Genomic DNA, 24,226 nt, shown 5'->3' on the forward strand with positions numbered 1-24,226 from the left:
CCCGACCTCGCTTACCATCGCGTCCATGACGCTCCCGCTGTCCGTCCCGCCGCAGCTCGCCCCGCGCCTCCACGCCCCCGTGCACGCCGACGAGCGGCCGGTCGAGCTCGCCGAGCTGCACATCAGCGCCGAGATCTCCGGCGCCCTCGCAGTGACCACCTGGGAGCTGGTCTTCACCAACCCGAACCAACGGCCGCTCGAGGGCCAGCTCGAGTTCCCCCTGCTCGCCGGCCAGACCATCGTCCGTTTCGCCATGGACGTCGATGGCGCCCTGCGGGACGCCGTACCTGTCCCCAAGGACAGGGGCCGCCAGGTCTTCGAGGAGGTCGTGCGCCGCCAGGTCGACCCCGGCCTGCTCGAGCGCAGCGCCGGCGACAGCTACCGCGCCCGCATCTACCCGCTGCTCCCCGGTCAGCGCAAGCGCGTCGTCATCGCCTACCAGGAGGCCCTCGCCGACCACGACGGCGCCTCGCGCTACCGCCTCGCCCTCGACTTCCCCACCCTGCGCCGCTTCTCGCTGCGGATCGCCGTGCGCGGCCGGGCCAGCGCCCCCCAGGTCACCGTCGACACCCTCGGCCTGCGCCTGCCCGCGTGGCGCCACGACCTCGTCAGCGAGGTCACCCGCGACGACTTCACCGCCAGCGGCCTGCTCGAGCTGGCCCTCGCCGACCGCAGCCGCCCCGCCGTCACCACCCAGCGCCTCGCCGACATCACCTACTTCCGGGCCGAGCAGGCCCTCACCCCGCGCACCCGCCCGCGCCTCACCCCGCGCACCCTCGGCGTCCTGTGGGACGCCTCCGGCTCCGGCTCCAACCGCGACCTCCCCCGCGAGCTCGAGCTCATCGACCACTACCTGCGCTCCGTGCCGGGACCTGTCGAGGTGCTCCTGGTCCGCCTGCGCGACGCCGCCGAACCAGCCCAGCGCTTCCGCGTCCACGCCGGCGAGTGGTCGGCCCTGCGCCGCGCCCTCGAGGCCACCGACTTCGACGGCGCCTCCTCGCTCGCCGCGTGGGAGCCGGACGACGAGGTCGACGCCTGGCTGCTGTGCAGCGACGGCCTGTTCAACTACGGGGCCGACGACCACCGCCCCGCCCCCGGCCGCGCGGCGATCCACGCGATCGTCTCCTGCGCCCGCGTCGACTCGGCCCGCCTGCGCGGCATCGCCGGCCGCAGCGGCGGCGAGTACCTCGACCTCCTCGCCGAGAGCCCCGCCAGCGCCGCAGCCCGCCTCGCCGTCGAGACCGAACGCCTGCTCGCGATCTCCGCCGACCCCGAAGAGATCGGCGAGCTCTACCCGGAGGCCCCCGCCCCGCTCACCGGCACACGCCTGGTCCTCGCCGGGATCCTTCGCCGCAGCGCCGCCTCGCTCGTCGCCTACCTCGGCTTCGCCGACGACCCCGCCGGCGTCCGCAGCGTCAGCCTTGAGCTCCGCGCCGACGACGATCCCGGCGAGCTGGCCGCGCGGGCCTTCGCCGCCATGAAGATCGCCGCGCTCGAGCCCGAGTACCGCGCCCACCAGGCCGAGCTCGAGCGCGTCGGTCGCGACTTCGGCGTCGTCACCCGCGACAGCTCGCTCATCATCCTCGAGAGCGCCGCCGACTACGCCGAGCACGACATCGTCCCGCCCCCCGAGCTGCGCGCCGAGTGGGAGCAGCTGCGCGGCCAGTCGCGCCACAGCGACGATCGCCGCGCCGCCGACCGCCTCGCAAATGTCCTGCGCATGTACAGCGAGTACCTCGCGTGGTGGGAGCGCGACTTCTCGCCGCCGCCCGCACCGCCACCCTCCGCCAAGCGCCGCGCAGCCGAGCCCGTCTCCGAGTCCCTGCGCGCCGCCCCTGCGCGCCCGGCCAGGGCCCCGATGCCCGGAGCCCCGATGCCCGCGGCCCCGATGCCCTCGGCCCGCGCCCAGACCCTCTCCGGCGGCGCCCCGATGGCCGCCGACCTCGCCGACGAGTTCGGAGAGGTCGCCGCGTCCCCCATGGAGGCCGACGAAGCCAGGGAGGGGGCGAGCAGCGCGGGCCCCCCGAGCGCGACGATCGAGCTGCAGAAGTGGAGCCCCGACGCGCCCTACCTCGATCGCCTGCGCGACGCCAGCGACGACGAGCTCCCGCGCATCTACATCGAGGAGCGCCAGCACAACGCGCGCAGCACCGCCTTCTTCCTCGACGTCGCCGACCTCTGCCTCGATCGCGGCCTGACCGCGCTCGGCCTGCGCATCCTCTCCAACCTCGCCGAGCTCGAGCTCGACAGCCCCGCCGTCCTGCGCATCCTCGGCTACCGCCTGCTGCAGGCCGGCCGCCCCGACCTCGCCCGCCCGATCTTCGCCCGCGTGCGGACCCTTCGCCCCGAGGAGCCGCAGAGCCACCGCGACCTCGCCCAGGCCTGCGCCGCCCTCGGCGAGCACCAGGCCGCCGTCGACCTCCTGTGGCAGGTGGTCGTCGGCGCCTGGGACCACCGCTTCCCCGAGATCGAGCTCATGGCGCTCGTCGAGCTGAACGCCCTCGTCGCGCAGAGCCCCGTCCCCCTCGACCTCGCCAACATCGACCCTCGCCTGCGCCACCACACACCGATCGACCTCCGCGTCGTCCTCACCTGGGACGCCGACCTCACCGACATCGACCTCTGGGTCACCGGCCCCGACGGCGAGAAGGCCTACTACGGCAACCGCCTCACCGCCCGCGGCGGCCGGGTCTCGCCCGACTTCCGCGAGGGCTACGGCCCCGAGGACTACTCCCTGCGCCGCGCCCTCCCCGGCGAGTACCTCGTCGAGGCCAACTACTACGGTAACCGGCAACAGATCATCGCCGGCGCCACCACGATCCAGCTGCAGTTCTTCACCCAATCGCCGCCCCACAGCAGCGCGAGCAGCGGGTCACCCTGCGCCTGCGCGAAGCTCGCGAGGTCGTCACCGTCGGCCGCTTCACGATCGCCTGAGCCCCGGCCTCCGCTCGCCCGCATGCCGCACACGACCGGCGCCGCGCCGCGGCCTCAACCAGCGCCCGGCAGCCGCGAGCGCAGCGCCACCAGTTCGCCCGCCCGCGCCGCCCGACCCGCGCCGCGGTAATAACTCGCGGCCGCGTCGATCAAGCCCGCGGCACGCCCACGATCGCCAGCCGGGTCGCGCAGCAGCAACTCGGCCAGCAGCACGCGCGCCCGCGCCAGCAAGTAGCGCGGCAGCTGGTCGCCCGTGTTCACCGGCGCCTCGAGCCCCGCGATCGCCTGCTCGAGCAGCGTCCGCGCCGGCTCATCGCGCCCGAGCGCGACCTGGGCCCGCGCCATGCCGACGCGCGCGTCGGCCAGGTTCCACGCCATGTAGTAGTTCTCCGCGTGCGCCCCGTAGGCCGCCGCCGCCGCCGTCAGATCGCCGATCGCCGCCTCGCTCTCCACGCCCGCGAACACCCGCCGCTGCCCGGAGACCAGCTGCCGCATCGCCGCCATCGGCTCGGCCTCCTGCGCGGCGATCGGCGCGTCCAGGCACGCGGCAGCGCGAGCCATCGCCGCCGCCGCCTCGGCCGCACGACCGAGCTCATCGAGCGTGTGACCGAGGTGATAATAGGCCAGCGAGCACAGCGCGTAGCGCCCGCGATCCGCCGCGAACTGGCCGCCGATCGCCGCCAGATGCTCTGCAGCCCGCTCGAGCTCGACGCTGTCCGCCGCCTGCGACAGCCGCAGGGTCAGCGTCATCACGTGCTCCGGCCCCAGCGTGCGCGCCAGGATCTCCGCCGCCTGGTCGAACAGCCGGGCCCGCTCACCGTCGTCCACGGCCACCTGCGCCGCGTTCTTCAGGTAGCCCGCGAGGTCCAGCGGATCGGTGCGCGCGTCCCTCGTCGCCAGCGCGACCGCGTGGTTCAGGCGCTCGCTCGCCCCCGCCGCGTCGCCCGTCAGCAGCAGCAGCACGCCGATGTTGTTGGCCAGCAGCGCCTCGAGGTCGCCGCGACCACCGAGCCGCGTGACCAACGCCTCCGCGTGCACGCGCCCCTGCAGCGCCTCCGCGACCTGCCCCGCGAGCGCCCCCAGGGCGTACAGCTGGCGCGCCCGCGCCTCGGCCGCGAGCGCGTCGTCGCCGGCCGCGGTCGCGTGGACGAAGGCCTGCTCCAACGCCGCGAGCGCCGGCGGCCCGATCATGTCCATCGCGACGCGACCCTCGGCCAGCCACACCGCCGCGATCAGCGGCCGATAGCCGAGCGCCTCCGCCTCGCCGCGGATCTTCACGACCTCGGTCATTGCCTGGTCCAGCCGCCCCGCGTCGGCCAGCACCCGCGCCCGCACCAGGCGGTGACGCAACTGCACCACCGCGGCCGCGACCGCGGCGTCGTCCGGCGGCGGCACCTCGCTGCGCAGCGCCTCCGCGTCGGCGCAGGCCGCCAGCGCCGGCAACTTCGCGACCACCATCGGCGCCTCCGCCAGCGTCGCCGCGTCACCGTCGGCGATCACCGCCAGCGCCCCCGCCAGCGCCTGTCGCCGCTCCTCGAGGCAGCGCATCCCGGCGTCGAGCAGCGTCGCCGAGGTCTCGCCCCGCTGATGCGCCAGGCAGGCCTCGCCGTGCATCGTCGCCCAGCCGTCGGCGTAGCGCTGCACCCCGTCGACCACCAAGCTCGCCGCCGCGGGCGCGAGCCGCTCGCGCAGCGAAGCCTCGACCTCAGCGCCCCAAACCTCGGCGATCGCCGCCGGAGCTCCGCCACACACCTGGGCCTGCGCCCCGCCCTGCAGCACCGCCCCGGCGCCCCCCGCCGCGACAACAAGCCCGAGCCCCATCAGCCAGCGCCCCCGCGTGCGCGCCGGGTCGCGGTCGATCGCCGCGATCAGCCGCTCGAAGTCCGGATAGCGGCCCGCCGGGTCGACCACGAGGCCGCGACGCACCGCCGCGTCGAGCCAGCCCGGCACCGATCGCCCGCCCGTCGGCGCGGCGATCGTACCCTCGGTCACGTTGCGCGCCAGCACCGGCATCGTGTCGCCCGCGAACGGCCGCGTGCCGTGCAGCGCCTCGAACAGCGCCACCGAGAACGAGAAGACGTCGCTCGCCGGCCCCGCCGGCAGCCCGAGGTGCTGCTCCGGCGACATGTACATCGGCGTCCCCATCACCACCCCGGTCGCCGTCAGCTTGTCGGCCAGCAGCGCCTGCTCGCCCGGGTTCCTCGCCGCCTCCGCGAGCGCATCCCGGTCCTCGCGCGCCAGCCCGAAGTCGGCCACGCGCGGCCGCTCGTCGCTGCCCATCAGCACGTTGTCGGGCTTGAAGTCGCGGTGCACCAGGCCCGCACGGTGCGCCGCCGCCAGGCCGCGGGCCGCCCCGACGAACACCCGCACCACCGCCCGCCATGGCCGCGGCGTCGCCAGCCACCCGGTCAAGGTCTCGCCGACCACCAGCTCCATCGCCAGGAACACGCGATCGTCATGCACGCCGACGTCGTGGATCTGGACCACGTTCGGGTGCGACAGGCGGGCCATCGCCTGCGCCTCGCGCAGCAGTCGCGCCTGCGAGTCGTCGCGCCCGCGCCCGGCCTTGAGCAGCTTCAGCGCGACCCGACGATCGAGCTCCGGATCGAAGGCCTCGACCACCTCGCCCATCCCGCCGGCGGCGATCGATCGGATCACCAGATAGCGCCCGATCTGCGCCGGCAGCGGCCCCGCCGAGACCCGCGGTGAGTCGCTGCGCAGCGTCGCGTCGCGCACGATCGACCCCTGCACGCTGACGTGGGTCTCCGCGAGCGCCAGCGCCTCCACCGCGACCGGCACGGCCGAGGGCCGCGCGAGGTCGCTGGAGATCGCGGTCTGTTCGAGAGATTCGTCGCCAGCCATCACACCCTCCTCGCATCACTTCACTTCGGCAGCATCGTCCGCCACACCGCGCCCTTGACGAAGTCCAGGCCATCGCACGCCGGGATCTCGCCGCACACCGCCGCAACATCCTCGAGTCTCGCGTGGCGCGGCGTGGTCAGGCAAATCGCCCCGTCGGCGTCCCACAGCGCCTCCATCGCGTACTCCTGGAACGGCGGATCGACCAGCCCCGCCGCGTCGCGCCACGCCACCTTCGTCCCCGACACCGTGAACGAGTGGCCGTTCCCGCAGTAGTCGCCGGTCACCATGCGCAGCGTCGCCTGCCGCTCCTCCGGGGTGGCCTGGCGGTTGCCGTGCGGGTGAAAGTCCAGCAGCTTCATCTTCGCCGCCGCCTCGCCGACGCAGGCCAGCGTCACCGTCCCCGGCGCCGACTCGACCTCGTTGGCCCCGCTGCTGTAGCGCTCGTCGGGGATCAGCGTGAACCAGCGGTCGTCCCCCACCACCGCGGGGCACAGCGCCTTCACCACCCCCTGGTCGAAGTAGGTCGCCTTGTACGCCGTGACCATGGCGCCGCTGTCGCTCCACGAGGGGACCTGGTTGTCGATATCGGTGATCTCGAGCCAGACGTACTCGTTGTTCGGCAAGAACACCGAGATCTTGGCCCCGACCACATCGGCCCCGCTGAGCACGACCTGCTGCCCCTGGAGCCCGACGAAGGCGTCGTTCGCGTCGACGCCCAGCCGCAGGTTCACGTTCAGGCCCGAGCTCATCGGCCCGAGGTACATCCCGTCGCCGAAGGGCTCGGTGAGGTGGATGTTCGCCAGGCTCGCGCCGTTGATGTTCGGCGAATTCCCGAGGCTCGAGCCGCACTGCGTGCACCACCAGCTGCGCGACAGGGCGGCGTCGTCGTCGACGTCACAGCCGATCGCCGCGGCCGTCAGCGCGGCGGTGAGCGAGAGGAGCGAGAGGGAGCGAGAATTCAGGGCGTGCATATCGGTGTCTCCTTGAGCCGCCTTGTCGCGGCGTTGCCAGTCAGACTGCAGTTTATGGACCCCAGCGAAAAACCCCAGCGAGATCAACGGATCCGCCGCGTTCATTCGCAGCGCGCAGGCGCGCAAGTCCCCGAGACGCCGCGCCGCGCCGTGCTTGAACCACCGGGACATTTCTTTGTCCCGGGACGATCGCCCCGGGACACTCTCGCGGCTGCTGGCGCCCGCGCGCGCCGATCCTAGCCCGGCGGTCCGCGGGCGCCTGCGTTGCAATGCATGTCGACCTCCTCCCCGGCCCTGTGCACAACCCAGGCCGCCGTCGCCGGTCGCACAGCCACAGGCGCGGCCGATCCTCACGCCTCACCCGCGGGACAACGGTCGCGACCGCCGACGTGCGACACTCCCCGCGTGAGCCTGCCGCCAGAGACGCGAACCTGCGAGGGCAGCCCGGGCGCCGCCGCAGCCCCGTGGTCCTGTCGCCTGACCATCGTCTACCCGCCCGAGCTGCGCGCCGCGATCGACCTCGACGAGTCACCGCGGATCGTGGGTCGTCAGGCCGACCCACCGCTCGGCATCGGCGTCGCCCACAGCACCGTCTCGCGCCGCCACCTCGAGCTGCGCTGGGACGCCAGGGTCAGCCGCCACACCGCCCGCGACCTCGGCTCGCGCAACGGCTCGCAGATCCACGGCACCCCGCTCGCCGCGATCCCCCGCGTCCTCGACGACAACGCCGTGCTCCGCTTCGGCGACATCCTCGCCGTTTATGAGCGCCAGCGCGGCCCGGTCCACGACGGCCCCGCGGCCCTGCGCGCCGCCATCCCCGGCGACGCCCTCTCCATCCAGGCCTTCCGCGCCGCCCTCGCCCGCGCCGCCCTCGACCCCGCGCCCGCGCTGATCATCGGCGAGAGCGGCAGCGGCAAGGAGCGCAGCGCCGCCGAGCTGCACCGCCTCAGCGGCCGCAGCGGCCCGCTCGTCACCCTCAACTGCGCCGCCCTCAGCCCACAGCTGATCGAGAGCCAGCTGTTCGGCCACCAGCGCGGCGCCTTCACCGGCGCCACCACGGCCCAGCCCGGCCTGTTCCGCGCCGCCGACGGCGGCACCCTCTTCCTCGACGAGATCGGCGAGCTCCCGCTGGACCTCCAGCCCAAGCTCCTGCGCGCGATCGAGTCCGGGGAGATCCTGCCGCTCGGCGCCACCCAGCACCAGCGCGTCCAGGTCCGGGTCGTCGCCGCCACCAACCGCGTCCTCGCCGACGAGGTCGAGGCCGGCCGCTTCCGTCGCGACCTCTACGCCCGCCTCGCCCTGTGGGAGCTGCAGCTCCCGCCGCTCGCCCGCCGCCGCGTCGACATCCTCCCGTGGCTCGATCGCCTCGCCCTCGACTGGAGCGCCGCCCGCGGCCTCGCCCGCCCGCCGCGCCAGGAGCTGACCCCGAGCGCCGCCGCCGCGATCCTCCGCCCGCGCTGGCCCGAGAACCTGCGCGGCCTCCTGCGCCTCGTCCACGAGCTCGCCCACCACAGCGACGGCCCGCTCCGCCTCGAGTCCTTGCCCGCGTGGCTGCAGAGCGACGTCGCCACGGTCGCTGGGGTCGCTGGCGGTCGCTGCGGTCGCTGGAGTCGCTGGCCTCGCTGACCCCACTGGCGTCGCTGGCCGCGACGAAGCAGCGAGGCCCGCCGTCCGCGAGCCCGCGCCAGAGCCCGTGCGTGAGCTGCGACCGCGGCCCAGCCGCAGCGAGTTGATCGCCGCCCTGGTCGCCAACGACTGGAACCTCAGCGCCACCGCCCGCGCCTACGAGCGCGACCGCAAGCAGATCAGCCGCTGGATCGCGATGTACGACATCGAGACCCCGCGCCCCGCCGACGAGTGACAGCAGCAGGCGCAGACAGGCCGCGCGCGCCCGCGTGATCTGTACGCCCGCAACGCCGCTTGATAGCTTGGTCGGCGACTCCTGTTACCGGGTCGTTTGGAGATGGCGATGAAAATTCGAAGTGGCGTCCTTGGGCTCATCTCTTGCTCGTCCCTCACGCTCGCCGCCTGCGGCGACGACGGCGGCACGCCCACCGGCGGCACCCTCGGCGGCACCGGCGAGGCAACCGTCGGCGGCACCGCCGGCTCCACCGGCACCGCCAGCACACCGACCTCGAGCCCGACCAGCGGCAACCCCGGCAGCGCCACCGACGCCACCGCGAGCGGCAGCTCCAACAGCGCCACCGACGCCAGCAGTGACCCCGGCACCACCGACCCCACGAGCCCCGGCACCACCGCCGGCACCAGCACCGGCGCCGTCGACCCGAGCGCCGGCACCACCGTCGACCCCAGTGACGGCACCACACTCGACCCGAGCGCCGGCAGCTCCGGCACCACCGGCCTCGGCGACGACCCGATCGTCTCCGTCGCGATCGAGCCGCAGGACCCCGTGGTCGAGGTGATCAACGGCCTGATCCCCCCGGCCCTCGACTTCAAGGCGATCGCTACCACCGAGATGGGCGCCAAGTTCGAGGTCGACGGCGCGTGGACCTGGGGCCGCCCCGACGCCGCCGTGATGAACGGCGGCAACGGCGTGTTCAAGGCCACCGGCCAGGTCGGCGCCAAGGACATCGTCGGCTTCAAGTTCGCCAACCTCCAGGCCGAGACCAGCGCCACCGTCAAGCTCCACGACACCATCGAGCCCGCGCCCGTCGACCCCGCGATCAAAGACAAGCTCGCCGGACCCGCGGTGCCCGACGCGAACATGACGATCGTCTACCCCTACAACAAGACCGTGTTCCCGCGCGGCCTCACCGGCCCCACCGTGCAGTGGAACGGCACCCTCGCCCCCGACATCTTCTACATCCACCTCACCAGCGCGACCTACGAGCTCGAGTGGTGGGGCGCCGTCCCACCCAAGTCGCGCTGGGACTTCCCGGTCAAGCCCAACGCGATCTGGCCCAAGCTCACCGCCTCCAACGACGGCGCGGTCGACATGGAGATCAAGCGCTACAGCAACAACGTCGTCTCCACCACCAAGACCCAGACCTGGTTCATCGCCCCCGCCAACCTCGCCGGCACCGTCTACTACTGGGAGATCAACAACGGCAAGGTCGTGCGCCTGCCGGTCGGCGCCAGCAAGCCCGAGAAGTTCCTCGAGGAGAAGCAGAACACCTGCATCGCCTGCCACAGCGTCTCCGCCGACGGCTCCACCCTGTCCGCCAGCTACGCCGGCGGCTGGAGCCCCTGGGCCACCTGGAAGGTCGCCGACGGCAAGCAGAAGTACTACTCCAACACCGCCTCCGGCTTCACCGCGATCGCCCCCAACGGCTCGCACATCGTCTGGGGCCACTGGTCCGACGGCGCCTTCAACACCACCGGCCGCCTCACCCTCAGCACCTTCGACACCACCAAGCCGCTCGCCTACCTCGACCCGCCGCCCGACGGCATCGGCGGCGGCGCACCCAGCCACCCCGCGTGGTCCCCCGACTCCAGCAAGATCGCCTTCGCCGTGCGCACCAACGGCAACGGCCTCGACTTCACCGCGTCGACCCTCTGGATCACCAACGTCGACCTGATGAACCAGACCTTCACCAACATCAAGAAGATCGTCGACGCCACCCCCGGTCGCCCGACCACCACCTTCCCCACCTTCCTCCCCGACAGCAACTGGCTCGCGTTCGAGCGCGCCACCCAGGCCCGCACCCGCGGCGCCGCCGGCGAGCTCTATCTCACCGACAGCAACGGCGCCACCGTGCTCACCCTCGAGGCCGCGAACGGCAAGTACTACCTCAGCGACGCCCAGGCCGCGACCAGCTACGAGCCCACCTTCCTGCCCGTCGCCGTCGGCGGCTACGCCTGGCTCGTCTTCGGCAGCGAGCGCATGTACGGCAACACGCTCGAGGACCAGAACGTCAACACCCGCAAGAAGCAGCTGTGGGTCGCCGCGATCAACCTGAACCCGAAGCCCGGCGAGGACCCCAGCCACCCCGCCTTCTGGCTCCCCGGCCAGGAGCTCAACAACCAGAACATGCGCGGCTCCTGGGCCCTCTCGCCCTGCAAGGCCGACGGCGGCAGCTGCTCCGCCGGCTTCGAGTGCTGCGCCGGCTACTGCTACGGCCAGCCCGCCACCTGCCACGACCAGCCGCTCGACAACTGCTCGCACCTCACCGAAAAGTGCGACAGCAACGCCGACTGCTGCGCCGGCGAAAACACCGAGTGCATCGGCGGCTTCTGCAGCTTCGTGCCCAACTGAGGAGCTGAGCTCGCGCGCCCGTCAGCGCCTGGTCGCCGCCCAACTCCGATGGCGCAGCGCGAGGCCCCCGTGTGCCCTCGCGCGCCCGCGCGCCTGTCCCCTCGCGCCCCCGCGCCCCGCCACGCCAACCAGGACTGGTCAAGCGAGGGCCCGGCGGCGCATCGTCATCCCATGTCCAGAACATGGTTTTCGATGGTGTGCGGCGCGACCCTCTGGCTCGTGGCCTGCGGTGACAGCGGCAGCAACACCAGCAGCCTCTTCACCACCGCACCGCCGACCACGATGTCCGCCAGCGACACCGCCGAGGCCACGACCACCGCCAACCCGACCTCCGGCCCCGCCACGGACACGAACACACCGACCACCGCCGCCGCGACCACCACCGCCGAGACCACCGCCGCCACCGCGACCACCGGCCCGGGCAGCGAGACCGCGACCACCGAGCCCGGCTCCACCGGCACCCCCGCGAGCTGCGGCGACGGCGTCCTCGACCCCGGCGAGGACTGCGACGACGGCAACATGGTCGACACCGACGCCTGCACCAACGCCTGCACCAAGGCCGCCTGCGGCGACGGCATCGTCGAGGAGGGCGTCGAGGGCTGCGACGACGGCAACCTGGTCGACGGCGACGGCTGCACCGCCATGTGCGCCTCCGAGTCCTGCGGCGACGGCAAGGTCCAGGGGATGGAGGCCTGCGACGACGGCAACAAGGACGACACCGACGCCTGCACCAGCATGTGCCAGGCCGCCAAGTGCGGCGACGGCTTCATCCAGAAGAACGTCGAGCAGTGCGACGACAAGGCCGAGAGCGTCACCTGCGACGCCGACTGCACCCCCGTCGCCTGCGGCGACTCGGTCGTCAACAAGACCGCGATGGAGGCCTGCGACGACGGCAACATGGTCGACACCGACGCCTGCACCAAGACCTGCAAGGCCGCCAAGTGCGGCGACGGCATCGTCCAGGCCGGCGTCGAGGACTGCGACGACGGCAACATGGTCGACAACGACACCTGCACCAACCTGTGCAAGGCCAACGGCTGCATGCCCAACGGCCAGCGCGCCCCGCTCAACACGCTCAACAAGGACACCGCCAGCGGCTGCTGGAGCGGCAACCCCTGCGACAACGACCAGTTCGTGTTCCAGCAGAGCGACGGCCAGAACTTCCAGGCCTTCAACCAGTCGATCAGCTGCACCGGCGCCTCGACCTGCGTCGCCAACGTCGGCATCGGCACCTACGTCGACGGCTTCGTGTGCGCCGGCCGCTGGGACGTCCTGTGCGACGGCTTCATGCTCGGCACCATCGACACCCTCGGCAAGCCCTGCACCGGCTCGTCGATGACCAATGGCTGCAAGATCAGCTTCACCCCGCGCAAGTGCGCCGAGATCGAGCTGCGCGCCGCCCAGGACAACGACGGCACCTCCAACTGCTGCGGCGGCCAGTCCCCCGACTCGATGCTCGTGGCCTTCAGCGCCTGGTAGCCGCCCAACTCCGATGGCGCAGCGCGAGGCCCCCGACTCGATGCTCGTGGCCTTGCGCGCCTGGTAGCCGCCCAACTCCGATGGCGCGGCGCGAGGCCCCCGTGTACCCTCGCGCGCCCCGATGACCGCCGGCCTCCGTCAACTCCTGATCCTGGCCTGGCCGATCGTGCTCGCGCGATCGGCCCAGGCCGCGATCGGCTTCGCCGACGCCGCGATGATCGCCCACCTCGGCGAGGACGCACTCGCGGCCACCACCACCGGCGCCCTCAACACCTTCGGCCTGATGATCCTGCCGATGGGCATCGTGTTCATCGTCCAGAGCTTCGCCGCCCAGCTGGTCGGCCAGCGTGACCTCGGCGGCGCCCGCCGCTACGCCTGGTACGGCCTCCTCCTCGCCGGCCTCACCCAGCTGCTCGCCCTCGCCGCGATCCCCCTGGTCGCCGCCGCGATCGGCCAGCTCAGCTACACCCCCGCCGTCCAGACCCTGATGATCAGCTACATCAGCGTCCGCCTGCTCGGCATCGGCGCCGCCGTCGGCATCGAGGCGCTCGGCAACTGGTACGGCGGCCTCGGCGACACCCGCCTGTCCCTGCTCGCCAACGTCACGGCGATGCTCGTCAACATCGGCCTCAACTGGGTCCTCATCTACGGCCACCTCGGCTTCGCCCCGATGGGCGTCGAGGGGGCCGCGATCGCCAGCGTGATCGCCACCTGGCTCGGCTTCGCCGTCGTCGCCCTCGTGTTCGCCCGCGGCTACATGCCGGGCGTCAAGCTCCCCGCGGTCCCCGGCGCCGGCCGCCTGCGCTGGCCCGAGTTCACCCGCATGCTCCGCTTCGGCCTGCCCAACGGCCTCAACTGGTTCCTCGAGTTCTCCGCCTTCCTCATCTTCATCAACGTCATCTTCGCCGACCTCGGCACCGTCGCCGTCGCCGCCCTGATGGTCGTCTTCCAGGTCAACAGCATCTCCTTCATGCCCGCCTTCGGCCTCTCCTCCGCCGGGGCGATCCTCGTCGGCCAGGCGATCGGCGCCGGCAAGCACGACCTCGTCCCCGCGATCGTCCGCCGCACCGCCATGGTCGCCGCCTCCTGGCAGGGCCTGGTCGGCGTGTTCTACTTCAGCCTCCCCGTCCCGATCATGGCCCTGTTCGCCGAGGACGAGCTCCAGGCCTCCGAGCTCGCCCGCCTCGGCGCCGTCCTGCTCGCCATCTCCGCCGCCTGGCAGCTGTTCGACGCCGCCGTCATGACCCTCAGCGAGGCCCTGCGCGCCGCTGGCGACACCGCCTGGGTCCTGTGGGCCCGCGTCGGCCTCGCCTGGGCGGTCTGGCTGCCGCTCTCGTTCTGGGTGATCCACGGCCTCGGCGGCGGGCCCCCGGCGGCGACCGCCTGCATGGTCGTGTACTTCGCCGCCCTCAGCGTCGCCGTCTTCTGGCGCTTCCGCAGCGGCGCCTGGCGCCACATCAACCTCACCGGGCATCCGCAGCTGGCCTGAGCCTCGCGGCCCGCTCACACAACGAGGGGCTCGCTCGCACAACGCGGGGCGAGGCGCTCGCACACCACGGAAGCTCTCGCGCACAACGCGGGGGCGAGGCGCTCTCGCACAACGCGGGGCGAGGCGCTCTCGCACAACGCGGGGCGAGACTATCTGGGTCCGGCGGGGGAGGGGCCATCGCTGCGGGTCCCTCGCGACGGCGGCCCCTCCCGTCGAGCCAGGTGCTCGGCGCCCCGGGCTCCGTGTTCACCCTGTCATCCGCGATCCCCGTCGGTGTCTCAAGGACGAGGCGCCTGCGCGCCCGCCTCGCCGGGTCCCTCCGCCTGCGTCCCCCGCGTTGGCCCCTCTCCCGCCGGGCGCACATCGTCGGCGCCCCGCTTATCTCCGTGCCGAGATTCTCGTACTACCGCGAAAGATCCGGCAGCAGCACATGTATGGCGAAGCCGCTCTGGTCAGCGGTTGACGGCGTTCGTTGCGCGCTCTCTCGCACACAATGCTCACTTGACGTCGCCTCCCCGATTTACGATGCTGAACGAGGTACCCAGTGTCCGAAACCACACATAACCTGAATGCAAGGAGATCAGTCCGTCTTATTGTGTACACAGCGGCTTGGTGGCTACTCCAGTCGGCTTGTGGTCCCAAGTCGTCCGCAACGTCAGCTTCTGAAGCGTCCTCCGCACCTGCACCGATAACATCCACGGCAACGGAGGAACACACGTCGACGACTGGGGATGTCCCGACGTCGGGCAACCCCACGATGATGACGACGCCGGCCACGGATTCAGACGACGGGACGATGAGTAGCAGTGACGGCTCCACAACAACGGATAACCCCTTCTTCCCAGATGAGTGCATGTCACCAGGGCGAGTCTGTCGTTCAGGCTTCAAGTGCGTCCCATACGGTCCTAATCCTGAGAATCAGGGGTGTTTTCCTGTTCCAAGAGATCCTGACGCAGTGAGAGAACCCTGCAGTATCTTGCAGTATGAGAACGGCGTCCTGAGCGCGCTTGATTCGTGTGATGCCTTTTCCATCTGTTTCAATGGGCAATGTTCGCCGATCTGCACGATGCCTGAATTGTCATGCCCCGAAGGATTTAGTCAGTGCTTCATCAATCCTCCGTTGGAGGTGTGCATTCCCTTCTGCGATCCCCTGAATGAAGACTGTGGTCCAGGAAGAGAATGCACGTTTGTATCGTCGTATTTTTCCTGTGGCCCATCTGGAGCGGATAAAACTCTCTGGGAAGAGTGTAGCGGCAGTAACGACTGCTCGCCTGGGGAGGTCTGCAGCCCGGCGGCGTTGGCCAACGAATGTATGGGTTTGGAGTGCTGTAATCAGCTTTGTGCCCTTGATACAGGTCTATGCCCCGGAGTTCAGCAGGAGTGCGTTCCGTTCTTTATGAACGGCGAGGGGGCTCCAGAGTACGATAATCTGGGGATCTGCTCGACTTAACACTGCACGCACCGCGTTCTGCCCGCATGCGTACGCCCGCGCGACCGCTCCCGTGCATGGATAAGCGGGGCGCCGACGATATCCACTCCGGCGGGAGAGGGGCCGTCGCGGGGGACGCAGGCGGAGGGTCCTGGCGAGGTAGGCGCGCAGGCGCGTCAACATCGAGAAGCCGACGCCGTGTGCGAATGACAGGGTGAGCACGGAGCCCACGAGCGCCGAGCACCTGCCTCGACGGGAGGCGCCGCCGTCGCGAGGGACCCGCAGTCGGCGGCCCCTCCTCCGCCGGGCCCAGATAGCCTCGCCCCGCGCTCTTCAGACACGCCCCGCGTCTCCGGACACGACCCGACCTACACGAACGCAGGCCGAGCCCTACCCGAGCCCAAGCAGCTCCGCCGCCGCATGATCCGGCGACACGACCCCCCGCCGCACCGCCTCCTCGAGCGCCGCCCGCCGCGACGCCACCGCCGGCTCGCCCACAAAGCGCTCGAGCAGCCCGGCCTCGATCGCCCGCCACATCCAGTACACCTGCTGCCGCGCCCGCCCCTCCGCGAACACCCCATCCCGCTCGAGCGCCGCGCGGTGCTCCACGATCGCCGCCCACAGCCCCGCGACCCCGTCCTGCGTCAGCGCCGAGCAGGTCAACACTGGCACCGTCCAGCCCGGATGCCGCGCCCGCATCAGGTGCAGCGCCGCCGCATACTCGCCGCGCGCCCGCGCAGCCGCGGCTGGGTCGGCGTCGGCCTTGGTGATCGCCAACACATCGACCAGCTCGAGGATCCCGCGCTTGATCCCCTGCAGCTCGTCGCCCGCGCCCGCGAGCATCAGGACCACGAAGCAGTCGACCAGCTGCGCCACCATCACCTCCGACTGCCCGACCCCCACCGTCTCGACCAGCACCACCTCGTAGCCCGCCGCCTCGCACAGCAGCAGCGTCTCGCGCGTGTGCCTGGCCACCCCACCGAGCGCCCCCAGCGACGGCGTCGGCCGCACGAAGGCCCGCGGGTCGCGGGCCAGCGACGGCATCCGCGTCTTGTCGCCGAGGATGCTGCCGCCGCTGACCAGCGAGCTCGGGTCGACCGCCAGCACCGCCACCCGCCGCCCCTGCGCCGTCAGGTAACCACCGAGCGCCTCGATCAGCGTGCTCTTGCCGACCCCCGGCACCCCCGTGATCCCGACTCGCTGCGCCCCGCCGGTGAACGGCAGCAGCGCCGCGACCACCGCCTGCGCCCGCGCCTGGTCGTCCGCCCGCAGGCTCTCGACCAGGGTGATCGCCCGCCCGAGCACCGCGCGATCGCCCGCACGCACCCCGGCCACGTACTCGTCGACGGCGAGGCGCTGCTTGCTCATGACGGCCGCAGCGACCATACCCGCGGCGCTGCGCCGCGCGCAAGCGCGAGCTCTACGCCCTGTACGCAGGTCGCGAGCGCGGCGTATCATCGCCGCGATGCTCCTCGCCGCGCAGCTCCGGCCGAGCCCCGCGCGCCAGCGCCTGTGCCGCCTCGTGGCTGTCCTCGTGGCCATGTCCCTCGGGACACCCGCCGTCGCCGCACCGGCCGGCAGCGAGGCCGACGACCCGGCGATCGCCGCCGCCACCCGCACCTACGAGGAGGGCATCACCTACCGCGACGCCGGCAACTTCATCGCCGCCGCCGAGTCCTTCACCACCGCCTACCGCGACCTGCCGATGAAGGAGCGCGAGACCCGGGCGATCGTCCTGTTCGACCTCATCGACGCCCGCCGCAACGCCTTCGCCGAGGGCGAGGGCCCGGGCCAGCTCTGCGAGTGCGAGCGCCTGCTCGTCGCCTACCTCGAAGAGATCAAGCAGAGCTTCGGCAGCAAGGGCGACAAGTTCCCCGACACCCGCAAGGCCAAGAAGCTGCTCGCCGAGCTGCGCAAGCAGATCGACGCCGCCCGCGGCGAGACCCCCGGCCTCGACTGCGCCACCACCCCGCTCGAGAAGCCCGCCGCCCCCGAGCCCGCGCCAGACCCCGCCCCCGACGTTAGCGACAGGCCCGCGATGCCCGACGATCGCGGCGCCGCCACGCCGGACCCGGACCCCGCGCAGGCCCGTCGCGCCCGCACCTTCATGATCGCCGGCGCCGTCAGCACCGGCGTCGGCGGCCTCTTCCTCGGCATGATGACCGCCGGCCTCGTCGTCGGCCGCAACGCCGAGCGCGACGGCGACGCCCGCACCCAGGCCGCGATCGCCAGCGGCTCCCCGCTCTCGCAATACGACCCCGATCTGCAGGCCCTGATCGACCGCGGCAACCTCGGCAACCGCCTCGCCATCGCCGGCGGCGTGCTGGCCACCGCGGCGATCGCCGCCGGTGTCACGCTGCTCGTGCTCGGCCTGCGCGCCCGCCCGCGACCCCGCGCCGGAGCGGCCTCGATGGCCCCCAGGTTGGCCCCCGCTGTGGCCCCCGCCCTCGGCCCCAACTTCACCGGCGCCACGCTCGTGCTCCGCTTCTGAGGCAGCGCCCGAGGCTCGCCAGCGCGCGCAACCTCGCGCTGATTCTGCCGCCGTCGCGCCGCTCCCCCGACGCCCCGCACGGCAGCGACGATCCGGTATTCTGCGCGTCTGTGGCAGTGAGCTCGAAGAGCATGGGTGCAGCGAGCCCCGACATCGAGGTCGAGGACGACTGGGAATTGCTCGCGACCGCCGCCGCGCCGAAGCAGCAGACGCAGCTCACGCCCGGCGCCGAACAACCGTGGACCGACCCCGAGACGCTGGTCGGCAGCCTGCTCGGCGAGCGCTACAAGCTGCTGCGCCTGATCGGCCAGGGTGGCATGGGCGCGGTCTACCTCGCCGAGCACGTCGTGATCGGCAAGCAGATCGCCGTCAAGGTCCTGAGCCCCGACTACAGCCGCAACCCCGGCGACGTCCAGCGATTCCTTCAAGAAGCCCGCGCCGCCTCGCTGATCCGCCACGACCACGTCGTCGACATCGCCGACTTCGGCCGCTCGCCGCAGGGCCACGCCTATATCGTGATGGAGTACCTCGAGGGCGAGGACCTCGCGCGCACGCTGCAGACCGTCGGCGTGATGAAGTGGTTCCGCGTCAGCAACATCATCCTGCAGATCAGCTCGGCCCTGGCCGCCGCCCACGCCAAGGGCATCATCCACCGCGACATGAAGCCCGAGAACTGCTTTCGGGTGAAGCGGGACAACGAGACCGACTACATCAAGGTCCTCGACTTCGGCATCGCCAAGATCGTCGACGACCGCTTCACCAAGGGCCAGCACTCGCTCACCATCGAGGGCGGCATCATCGGCACCCCCGAATACATCGCCCCCGAGCTGTGCCGCGGCCTCAAGGCCGACAGCCGCGTCGATATCTACGCGCTCGGCGTCATCATGTATCGCATGCTCACCGGCGTGCTGCCATTTCGCACCGACACCGATAATTACATGGCGGTGCTGAGCCAGCACCTCACCGACCCGCCGGTGCCGCCGCGCGAGCAGAACCCGTCCGCCGAGATCCCGCCGAAGATCGAGCAGATCGTGCTCAAGGCGCTGGAGAAGGACCCCGCCCGCCGCTATCAGAAGGTCGAGGAGCTGATCGCCGCCCTGCGCGAGGCCCAGATGACCCTCACCGGCGCCAGCTCCACCGGCATCATGCTCGGCCTCCCGACCATGCCGCGGCCGCGGACGATCCGCAAACCACCGCGCATGCCGATCGGCCTGCTCCTCGCGCTCGTCGGCGTGCTGATCCTCGGCGTCGCCGCGATCGCCTGGACCCTCCTCGGCGGCAACTTCGACGACGACCCAACCGTCGCTACCACGCGCCGCCAAACCCCGCCCGAACCCACGCCCGAGCCCACGCCGCAGCCACCCACGCCGCCACCACCGCCGATCGCGGAGCCCACGATCGTCGGCGCCGACACCGACAGTGACAGCGACACCGGTAGCGACCCCGGCAACGCCAGCGACGCCGACACCGGCGCCGCCGCACCAGCGCACGCCCTCCCCGAGGCGCTCTCCGCCGCCGAATTCCGCCGATCCATCGCCCCGCTCCAGCGCTCGCTCAAGGCCAGCTGCCCCGGCCTGCGCGGCTTCGAGGTCGGCGCCAAGGTCTACGTCGACGCCTCCGGCAAGGTCAGCCGCGTCGTCCCCGAGGGCCGTCAGGCCGGCTCGTCGTTCAGCAACTGCGTCGTCAAGCTGGTCCGCCAGACCCGCTTCAAGCGCGCCCGCAAGGACTCGGTCCACAGCGCCACCTTCAAGCTGTAGCCCTCACGGAGGCGGCGCGTAGAAGTCGATCTTCGTCGCCGTGAAGTTCAAGTAAAGGAACACCCCGGGCTCGGCCGGCACGGCGTCGTTGGGGTCGAGGTCGAGGAGGTCGACGTCGCTGGGGTGGCCCATGTCGACCGGACACGCGTCGGCCGCGTCGCTGCCGCGGATCACCGACCACAGGTTGATGGCCGACCCGTTGTAGTTGTACTCGAGCATCATCGCCTGGCTCTTGGGGATGAAGCCGAACAGGATCGCGTCGCGCAGCTCGGTCGGGTCCTGATCGTCGGGCTCGTAGTGCGCGGCGAACTGGCCCTGATAGAAGGTGATCGGGCTCAGCTCCGGCGTCAGCTGGAGCGGCAGGCTCGCCTTCGGGCTGACCACGCAGGGCGGACTCGGCAGGTTCAAGTCCGGCAGGCTGTTCTTGTTGATCGTGTTCGTGTCGACCACCAGACAGTTCTCGTCGTCGCGGTTGAACGAGATGAAGATCGTCGGCGGCACCAGAGCGTCGAGCAGGCAGTACTCCTCGTCGACCGGACAATCCGCGGCGCGGTAGAACCAAAACTCCTGTTGCGCCGCGTCGGGATCGAAGTCCCGCGCCAGCAGGATCAGGTTGGTCTCCTTCGTCATCAGCGAGGTCGTCAGCCCCGAGTTGATGAACGCGCTCGCGTCGATGCACAGCGGATTTTCGATGAAGATGTGCGGGTCGATGATCTTCATCGCCACGATGCGAAACGCCGGGCCATCGAACTTGACCCCCGGCGATTCGCCCGTGCTGCCCGAGCTCGCGTCGCCCGTGCCGCTGCCCTCGCTCGTGCTCGCAACCCCGCCGGTCGTCGGCACCCCGCCGCTGCTCATGCCGCCGCTTGTCATGCCCGCGCCGCAGCCCCCGGAGAGCTGCTCGCAGGTGTCGTCGAGGAAGCCGCCGCGAAAGCAACCCAGAAGGGCCACCGCCGCGAAGCCCACCAGCACGGACCCACGCACCATGGCCGCCAGCATACACGATCGTGCCCGCGCGACGGACCCACTCAGGGCGCGGTAGCGGCCGGCGATCGCTCGAGCGCCCAGGCATCGAGGGCCGCGAGCACGGCCGTGACGATCGCGTCCTCCGCCCGCTTGCGCCGGGCCGCCGCGCTGGCCCCACCCGCCCGCACGTTGCTGAGGATCGAGAAGGCCACCTGCGGCGTCCCGTCCTCCGCCGTGATCACCCCCGACAGTCCGCTGATGCCGTCCATCGTCCCGGTCTTGGCCCGCACCCGCTTGCCCGATCGCCGCAGCCGGGCCCGCAGCGTCCCGTTCTCGCCGGCCACCGGCAGCGCCGACAACAGCCCGCTGTTGCCGCTCGCGGCCACCGAGATCAGGTCGACCAGCGCCGTCGTCGTGACCCGCCCGCGCTGGCTGAAGCCCGAGCCGTTCTCGAACACCAGCGCGTCGGCCGGCAATCCCAGCGCCGCCCAGTACGCCTGCACCACCTCCGCACCGTTCTCCCAGTCGCCCGGCTCCCCCAACATCCGCCAGCCCAGAGTGCGCAGCAGCTGCTCCGCCATGAAATTGTTGGACCACGCCAGCGCCCCGCCGGCCACCTGCGTCAACGCCTGCGACTCGCGCCGCAACACCACCACCGGCGGCTCCTCGGCCCGCTCATCCACCGCTGGCGCCGCCCCGCGCTCGACCGGCAGCGGCGGCTGACCTGTCCGTTCGGACAGCATCACCGCCAGCGCACCGCCCGTGAACAACCCCGGGTCGACCACCCGCCGTCGCACCGTCAGCTCGCGCCCGGCCCGCAGCTTGCCCGTCAGCTCGACCACCGTGCGCGCCTGCTCGTCGACCGGCAGCCCCGCGTAGGTCCGCACCGCCAGCGTGCCGCGACCGACCCCCGCGAGGTCCAGCGCCACCACGTGCGTGCTCGCCGGACGCAGCACGACCTCGAGGCGCGGCAGCTCCTTGCTCCGCGCGCGCCGTCGCGGCGCCCGCACGGTGACCTCGACGGTGTTGAAGTTGAGGCTGAGCGCCCCGCTCGGGGCCTGGTACGCCACCCCGACGCCCTCGTCGCTGAAGCCCGGCGCGAGGGTCCGCGGCGAGAAGGCGAGGTCGTCGACGACGAGCCGACGCAAGCTCGACACATCGGTGGCCCCCGCGATCTCGTCCGCCATCCCGCGCAGCGCCAGGTCGTCGAGGCTCGGGTCGCCCTCACCGACCAGATACAGCGACGACCCCACCCGCAGCGCCCGCGTCTCGAAGCGAAACTCCGGCCCGAGCAGATCGAGCGCCGCCGCCGTGGTCAACAGCTTGTGGTTGCTCGCCGGGTTCAGCGGCGCGTCGCCATGGTAGTCGAACAGCACGTCGTCCGAGCCGAGCTCGCGGATGTGCACCGATACGTCCGTGGTCCGCTCGAGCCGCGCGACGACCTTGTTGATCGCCTCGGCCAGCCCCTCGACGTCGAAGGCCGCCGGCGGCCCGACGACCTGCTCCGACGCCGGCACCTGCTCCGCCCGCCGCGTCACCATCGCCGCCCGCGCCCGCGCCAGCTCCCCCGCGAACTCGCCGAGCCGCTGCTCCAGCCGCGTACGGATCCGCGGCGGCACCGGCAAGGCCGCGGGGACCCAGCGCCACGCCGGCGCCAGCAGCCCCACCGGCTCGGCCCGGTCCTCCCCGGCGATCCTCTGCGACCTGTCCCCGGGGACAGCTTCATCGCAGCCCGCGACGCAAAGCCACGCCGCCACCGCGATCACGCCAGCCTGGCACTGCATCGACGACACACCCGCCGCCGAGCATCGCAGCCCGGCGGCGAGTGCACAACCCGCTCACGCCTTGAAGGTCATGAGCGGACAACACACCCGCCGCCGAGCATCGCAGCCCGGCGGCGAGTGCACAACCCGCTCACGCCTTGAAGGTCATGAGCGGACGCAGGCGAGCGACCACCGCGATCGTCCCCGCCTCGACCTGACAGCCGATCACGGGACCGATCGGCTTGTACGCCGCCGGCGCCTCCTCGATGCGCCGCTCCTCCCGCAGCGTGATGCAGTCCACCCCGGTCAGCCCGAGCGCGCGCTCGTCCTGGTCGCTGTGGTTCGACATCATGAAGCGCGAGCGGGCCCGCCCGGCCCCGTGCGACGCCGACGACAGCAGCGCCGACGACCCGCGACCGACCGCGAGATACGACGCCGCCCCCATCGAGCCCGGGATGATCACCGGCTGCCCCGCATCGGCCGGACACGCCCCCTTGCGCGTGATCCAGCGCCGCCCCGGCCCGTCCATGGGCAAGGTGATGTTGTGCGGCAGATCGTAGACCAGCGGCGCCGACAGCCCCGCGCCGAACACCTGGCGCAGACGCAGGCGCAGCAGCTCCGCCAACAACAGGCGGTTGACGAAGCCGTAGTTGGCCGCCGTGGCCTCGGCCTGCAGGTAACCAGCGACCAGCTCCGGGTGATCGGCGAGCGACAGGGCGAACAGCCCCTCCTCCGGGTGACGCTGTCCTTTGGGCCAGGCGGCCCGCGCCTTGTCACGCCACGCCGCGCCGACGTGCTTGCCCACCCCGCGCGAGCCCGAGTGGATCATGAAGGCGAGCTGCCCCGCCCGCACCCCCCACGCGTGCGCGAGAGCCCGGTCCTCGACGGCCTCCACGACCTGGATCTCCACGAAGTGATTGCCGCCGCCGATCGTCGCCATCCCGCCGTCGCGCACCTGCCCATCGTCGGGCACGAGGTCCTCGGGGGCCCACTGCGCGTGGCCCTCGAGCGCACCGCCGAGATGCACCCGGTCGAGCTCCGCCGCCAGCTGGCCGAGGTCCGAGCGCGCGAGCACCCCGAGCGGCCCGCGCGAGACCTCCTCCAGCCACCCGAGCAGCCCGTCGTGGAACAGCGCCCGCATGGCCGCCGCCGTCATCGGCAGGTCGCGCGTGCCGAAGAAGAAGTCCCCCTTCAGCAGCTCGACCAGCTCGTCGCGCTTCGCCAGCAGCCGGTCCGGCGCGAGCTCGACGACGTGCAGGCGCATCCCGCAGTTGATGTCCGACCCGACCGCGGCCGGGATCACCATGTCCCGCGTGACCGCGACCGAGCCGATCGCCACGCCCGCGTCGCCCGGATGGAAGTCCGGCGAGGCACACGCGTGCTCCACCTCGCCGCCCAGCGGATGACGCACCGCCATCAGCCCCGCGAGCTGCCGCAGCGCCTTCGCCTCGACCGGAAAGTCGTCCGGCAACAACACCTCGGCCGGCGCCTCCGGCCCGTCCTTGCGCCGCACGCGGTACACCCGCCCCTCGCGGCTCACCTCCAAACCCTCGCGGCCGAGCGCCGCGAACAGGCGATTCATCTGCTTGTTCGAATGCATGACACGTTCCTCGCGGCGCCCACCACGAACGGTGGACGCGTCTCGGGCCCGCCCCGGCACCTGGCCGAAAGCACATGACCCCGGAGCCAGGTGCAGACGCACCCGCGACCCCGATCGAGACGACGCGCGCCCACCCCCACAGGGTAGCCCCGACGTCGTCACCAGAGATGGACACTCCGACAGTTAGCAGCCGCGGAACGTGGCGGCCTTATACGCAGGCCGACGCATTCGCTTCAAATTTATCTTCGCCCGCCCGCCCCGGGCCCCCG

Annotated in this window: 14 protein-coding genes; 8 read left to right on the forward strand and 6 right to left on the reverse strand. The window is 71.9% G+C overall.

Annotation, left to right across the window (positions count from 1 at the left end):
• Positions 1-25: 25 nt before the first annotated feature.
• Entirely contained in the window at positions 26-3,064 is a 3,039-nt protein-coding gene (locus tag IPJ59_RS24310; RefSeq protein WP_293273496.1) for a VIT domain-containing protein, read from the forward strand.
• On the opposite strand, the gene IPJ59_RS24315 is transcribed toward IPJ59_RS24310, so the two are convergent.
• Positions 2,989-5,796: a serine/threonine-protein kinase gene (locus IPJ59_RS24315; RefSeq protein ID WP_293273497.1), complete on the reverse strand. Its 2,808-nt coding sequence runs from the start codon at positions 5,794-5,796 to the stop codon at positions 2,989-2,991. The two genes, IPJ59_RS24310 and IPJ59_RS24315, sit on opposite strands and share 76 nt — an antisense overlap.
• Before the next feature lie 20 nt (positions 5,797-5,816).
• On the reverse strand, positions 5,817-6,767 hold the full coding sequence (locus IPJ59_RS24320) for an ADYC domain-containing protein (protein WP_293273498.1): 951 nt from the start codon (positions 6,765-6,767) through the stop codon (positions 5,817-5,819).
• Positions 6,768-7,172: 405 nt separating this feature from the next.
• Between IPJ59_RS24320 and IPJ59_RS24325 the strand changes: the two genes are divergently transcribed.
• The 5 genes from IPJ59_RS24325 (at position 7,173) to IPJ59_RS24345 (ending at position 13,951) form a co-directional block, all read left to right on the forward strand.
• The gene (locus tag IPJ59_RS24325) at positions 7,173-8,393 is read left to right on the forward strand and encodes a sigma-54-dependent Fis family transcriptional regulator (protein WP_293273499.1); all 1,221 of its coding nucleotides are present in this window, start codon (positions 7,173-7,175) and stop codon (positions 8,391-8,393) included.
• Between the two features lie 67 nt (positions 8,394-8,460).
• Positions 8,461-8,628 carry a hypothetical protein gene (locus IPJ59_RS24330; RefSeq protein ID WP_293273500.1) on the forward strand — a complete coding sequence of 56 codons (168 nt, stop codon included), beginning with the start codon at positions 8,461-8,463 and terminating at the stop codon, positions 8,626-8,628.
• A gap of 108 nt (positions 8,629-8,736) precedes the next feature.
• Positions 8,737-10,983, forward strand: a complete 2,247-nt coding sequence (locus tag IPJ59_RS24335; RefSeq protein ID WP_293273501.1) for a hypothetical protein — start codon at positions 8,737-8,739, stop codon at positions 10,981-10,983.
• A 171-nt stretch (positions 10,984-11,154) separates the two neighbouring features.
• The gene (locus IPJ59_RS24340; protein ID WP_293273502.1) at positions 11,155-12,462 is read left to right on the forward strand and encodes a DUF4215 domain-containing protein; all 1,308 of its coding nucleotides are present in this window, start codon (positions 11,155-11,157) and stop codon (positions 12,460-12,462) included.
• 121 nt (positions 12,463-12,583) lie between these two features.
• Positions 12,584-13,951 (forward strand): MATE family efflux transporter, encoded by a 1,368-nt coding sequence (locus IPJ59_RS24345; RefSeq protein WP_293273503.1) that lies wholly within the window; start codon positions 12,584-12,586, stop codon positions 13,949-13,951.
• Positions 13,952-15,770: 1,819 nt separating this feature from the next.
• On the opposite strand, the gene meaB is transcribed toward IPJ59_RS24345, so the two are convergent.
• Positions 15,771-16,748 (reverse strand): methylmalonyl Co-A mutase-associated GTPase MeaB, encoded by a 978-nt coding sequence (gene meaB / locus IPJ59_RS24350; protein WP_293260905.1) that lies wholly within the window; start codon positions 16,746-16,748, stop codon positions 15,771-15,773.
• Positions 16,749-16,845: 97 nt separating this feature from the next.
• Here meaB and IPJ59_RS24355 point away from each other — a divergent pair, with 97 nt between their 5' ends.
• Entirely contained in the window at positions 16,846-17,871 is a 1,026-nt protein-coding gene (locus IPJ59_RS24355) for a hypothetical protein (protein WP_293273504.1), read from the forward strand.
• Between the two features lie 110 nt (positions 17,872-17,981).
• A complete protein-coding gene (locus IPJ59_RS24360) occupies positions 17,982-19,628 on the forward strand; it encodes a serine/threonine protein kinase (protein ID WP_293260911.1) in 1,647 nt (548 codons plus the stop codon).
• 3 nt (positions 19,629-19,631) lie between these two features.
• Here IPJ59_RS24360 and IPJ59_RS24365 read toward each other — a convergent pair whose 3' ends face one another.
• From IPJ59_RS24365 to IPJ59_RS24375, 3 genes are all read right to left on the reverse strand, one after another.
• Complete coding sequence (locus IPJ59_RS24365; RefSeq protein ID WP_293273505.1) at positions 19,632-20,615, reverse strand: hypothetical protein; 984 nt, start codon at positions 20,613-20,615, stop codon at positions 19,632-19,634.
• Positions 20,616-20,656: 41 nt separating this feature from the next.
• A complete protein-coding gene (locus tag IPJ59_RS24370) occupies positions 20,657-22,378 on the reverse strand; it encodes a D-alanyl-D-alanine carboxypeptidase/D-alanyl-D-alanine-endopeptidase (RefSeq protein ID WP_293273506.1) in 1,722 nt (573 codons plus the stop codon).
• A 130-nt stretch (positions 22,379-22,508) separates the two neighbouring features.
• Positions 22,509-23,957, reverse strand: a complete 1,449-nt coding sequence (locus IPJ59_RS24375) for an RtcB family protein (protein ID WP_293273507.1) — start codon at positions 23,955-23,957, stop codon at positions 22,509-22,511.
• Positions 23,958-24,226: the final 269 nt, after the last annotated feature.

Origin of the sequence: Nannocystis sp., assembly GCF_016714285.1 — a bacterium.
Taxonomy (GTDB): domain Bacteria; phylum Myxococcota_A; class Polyangia; order Nannocystales; family Nannocystaceae; genus Nannocystis.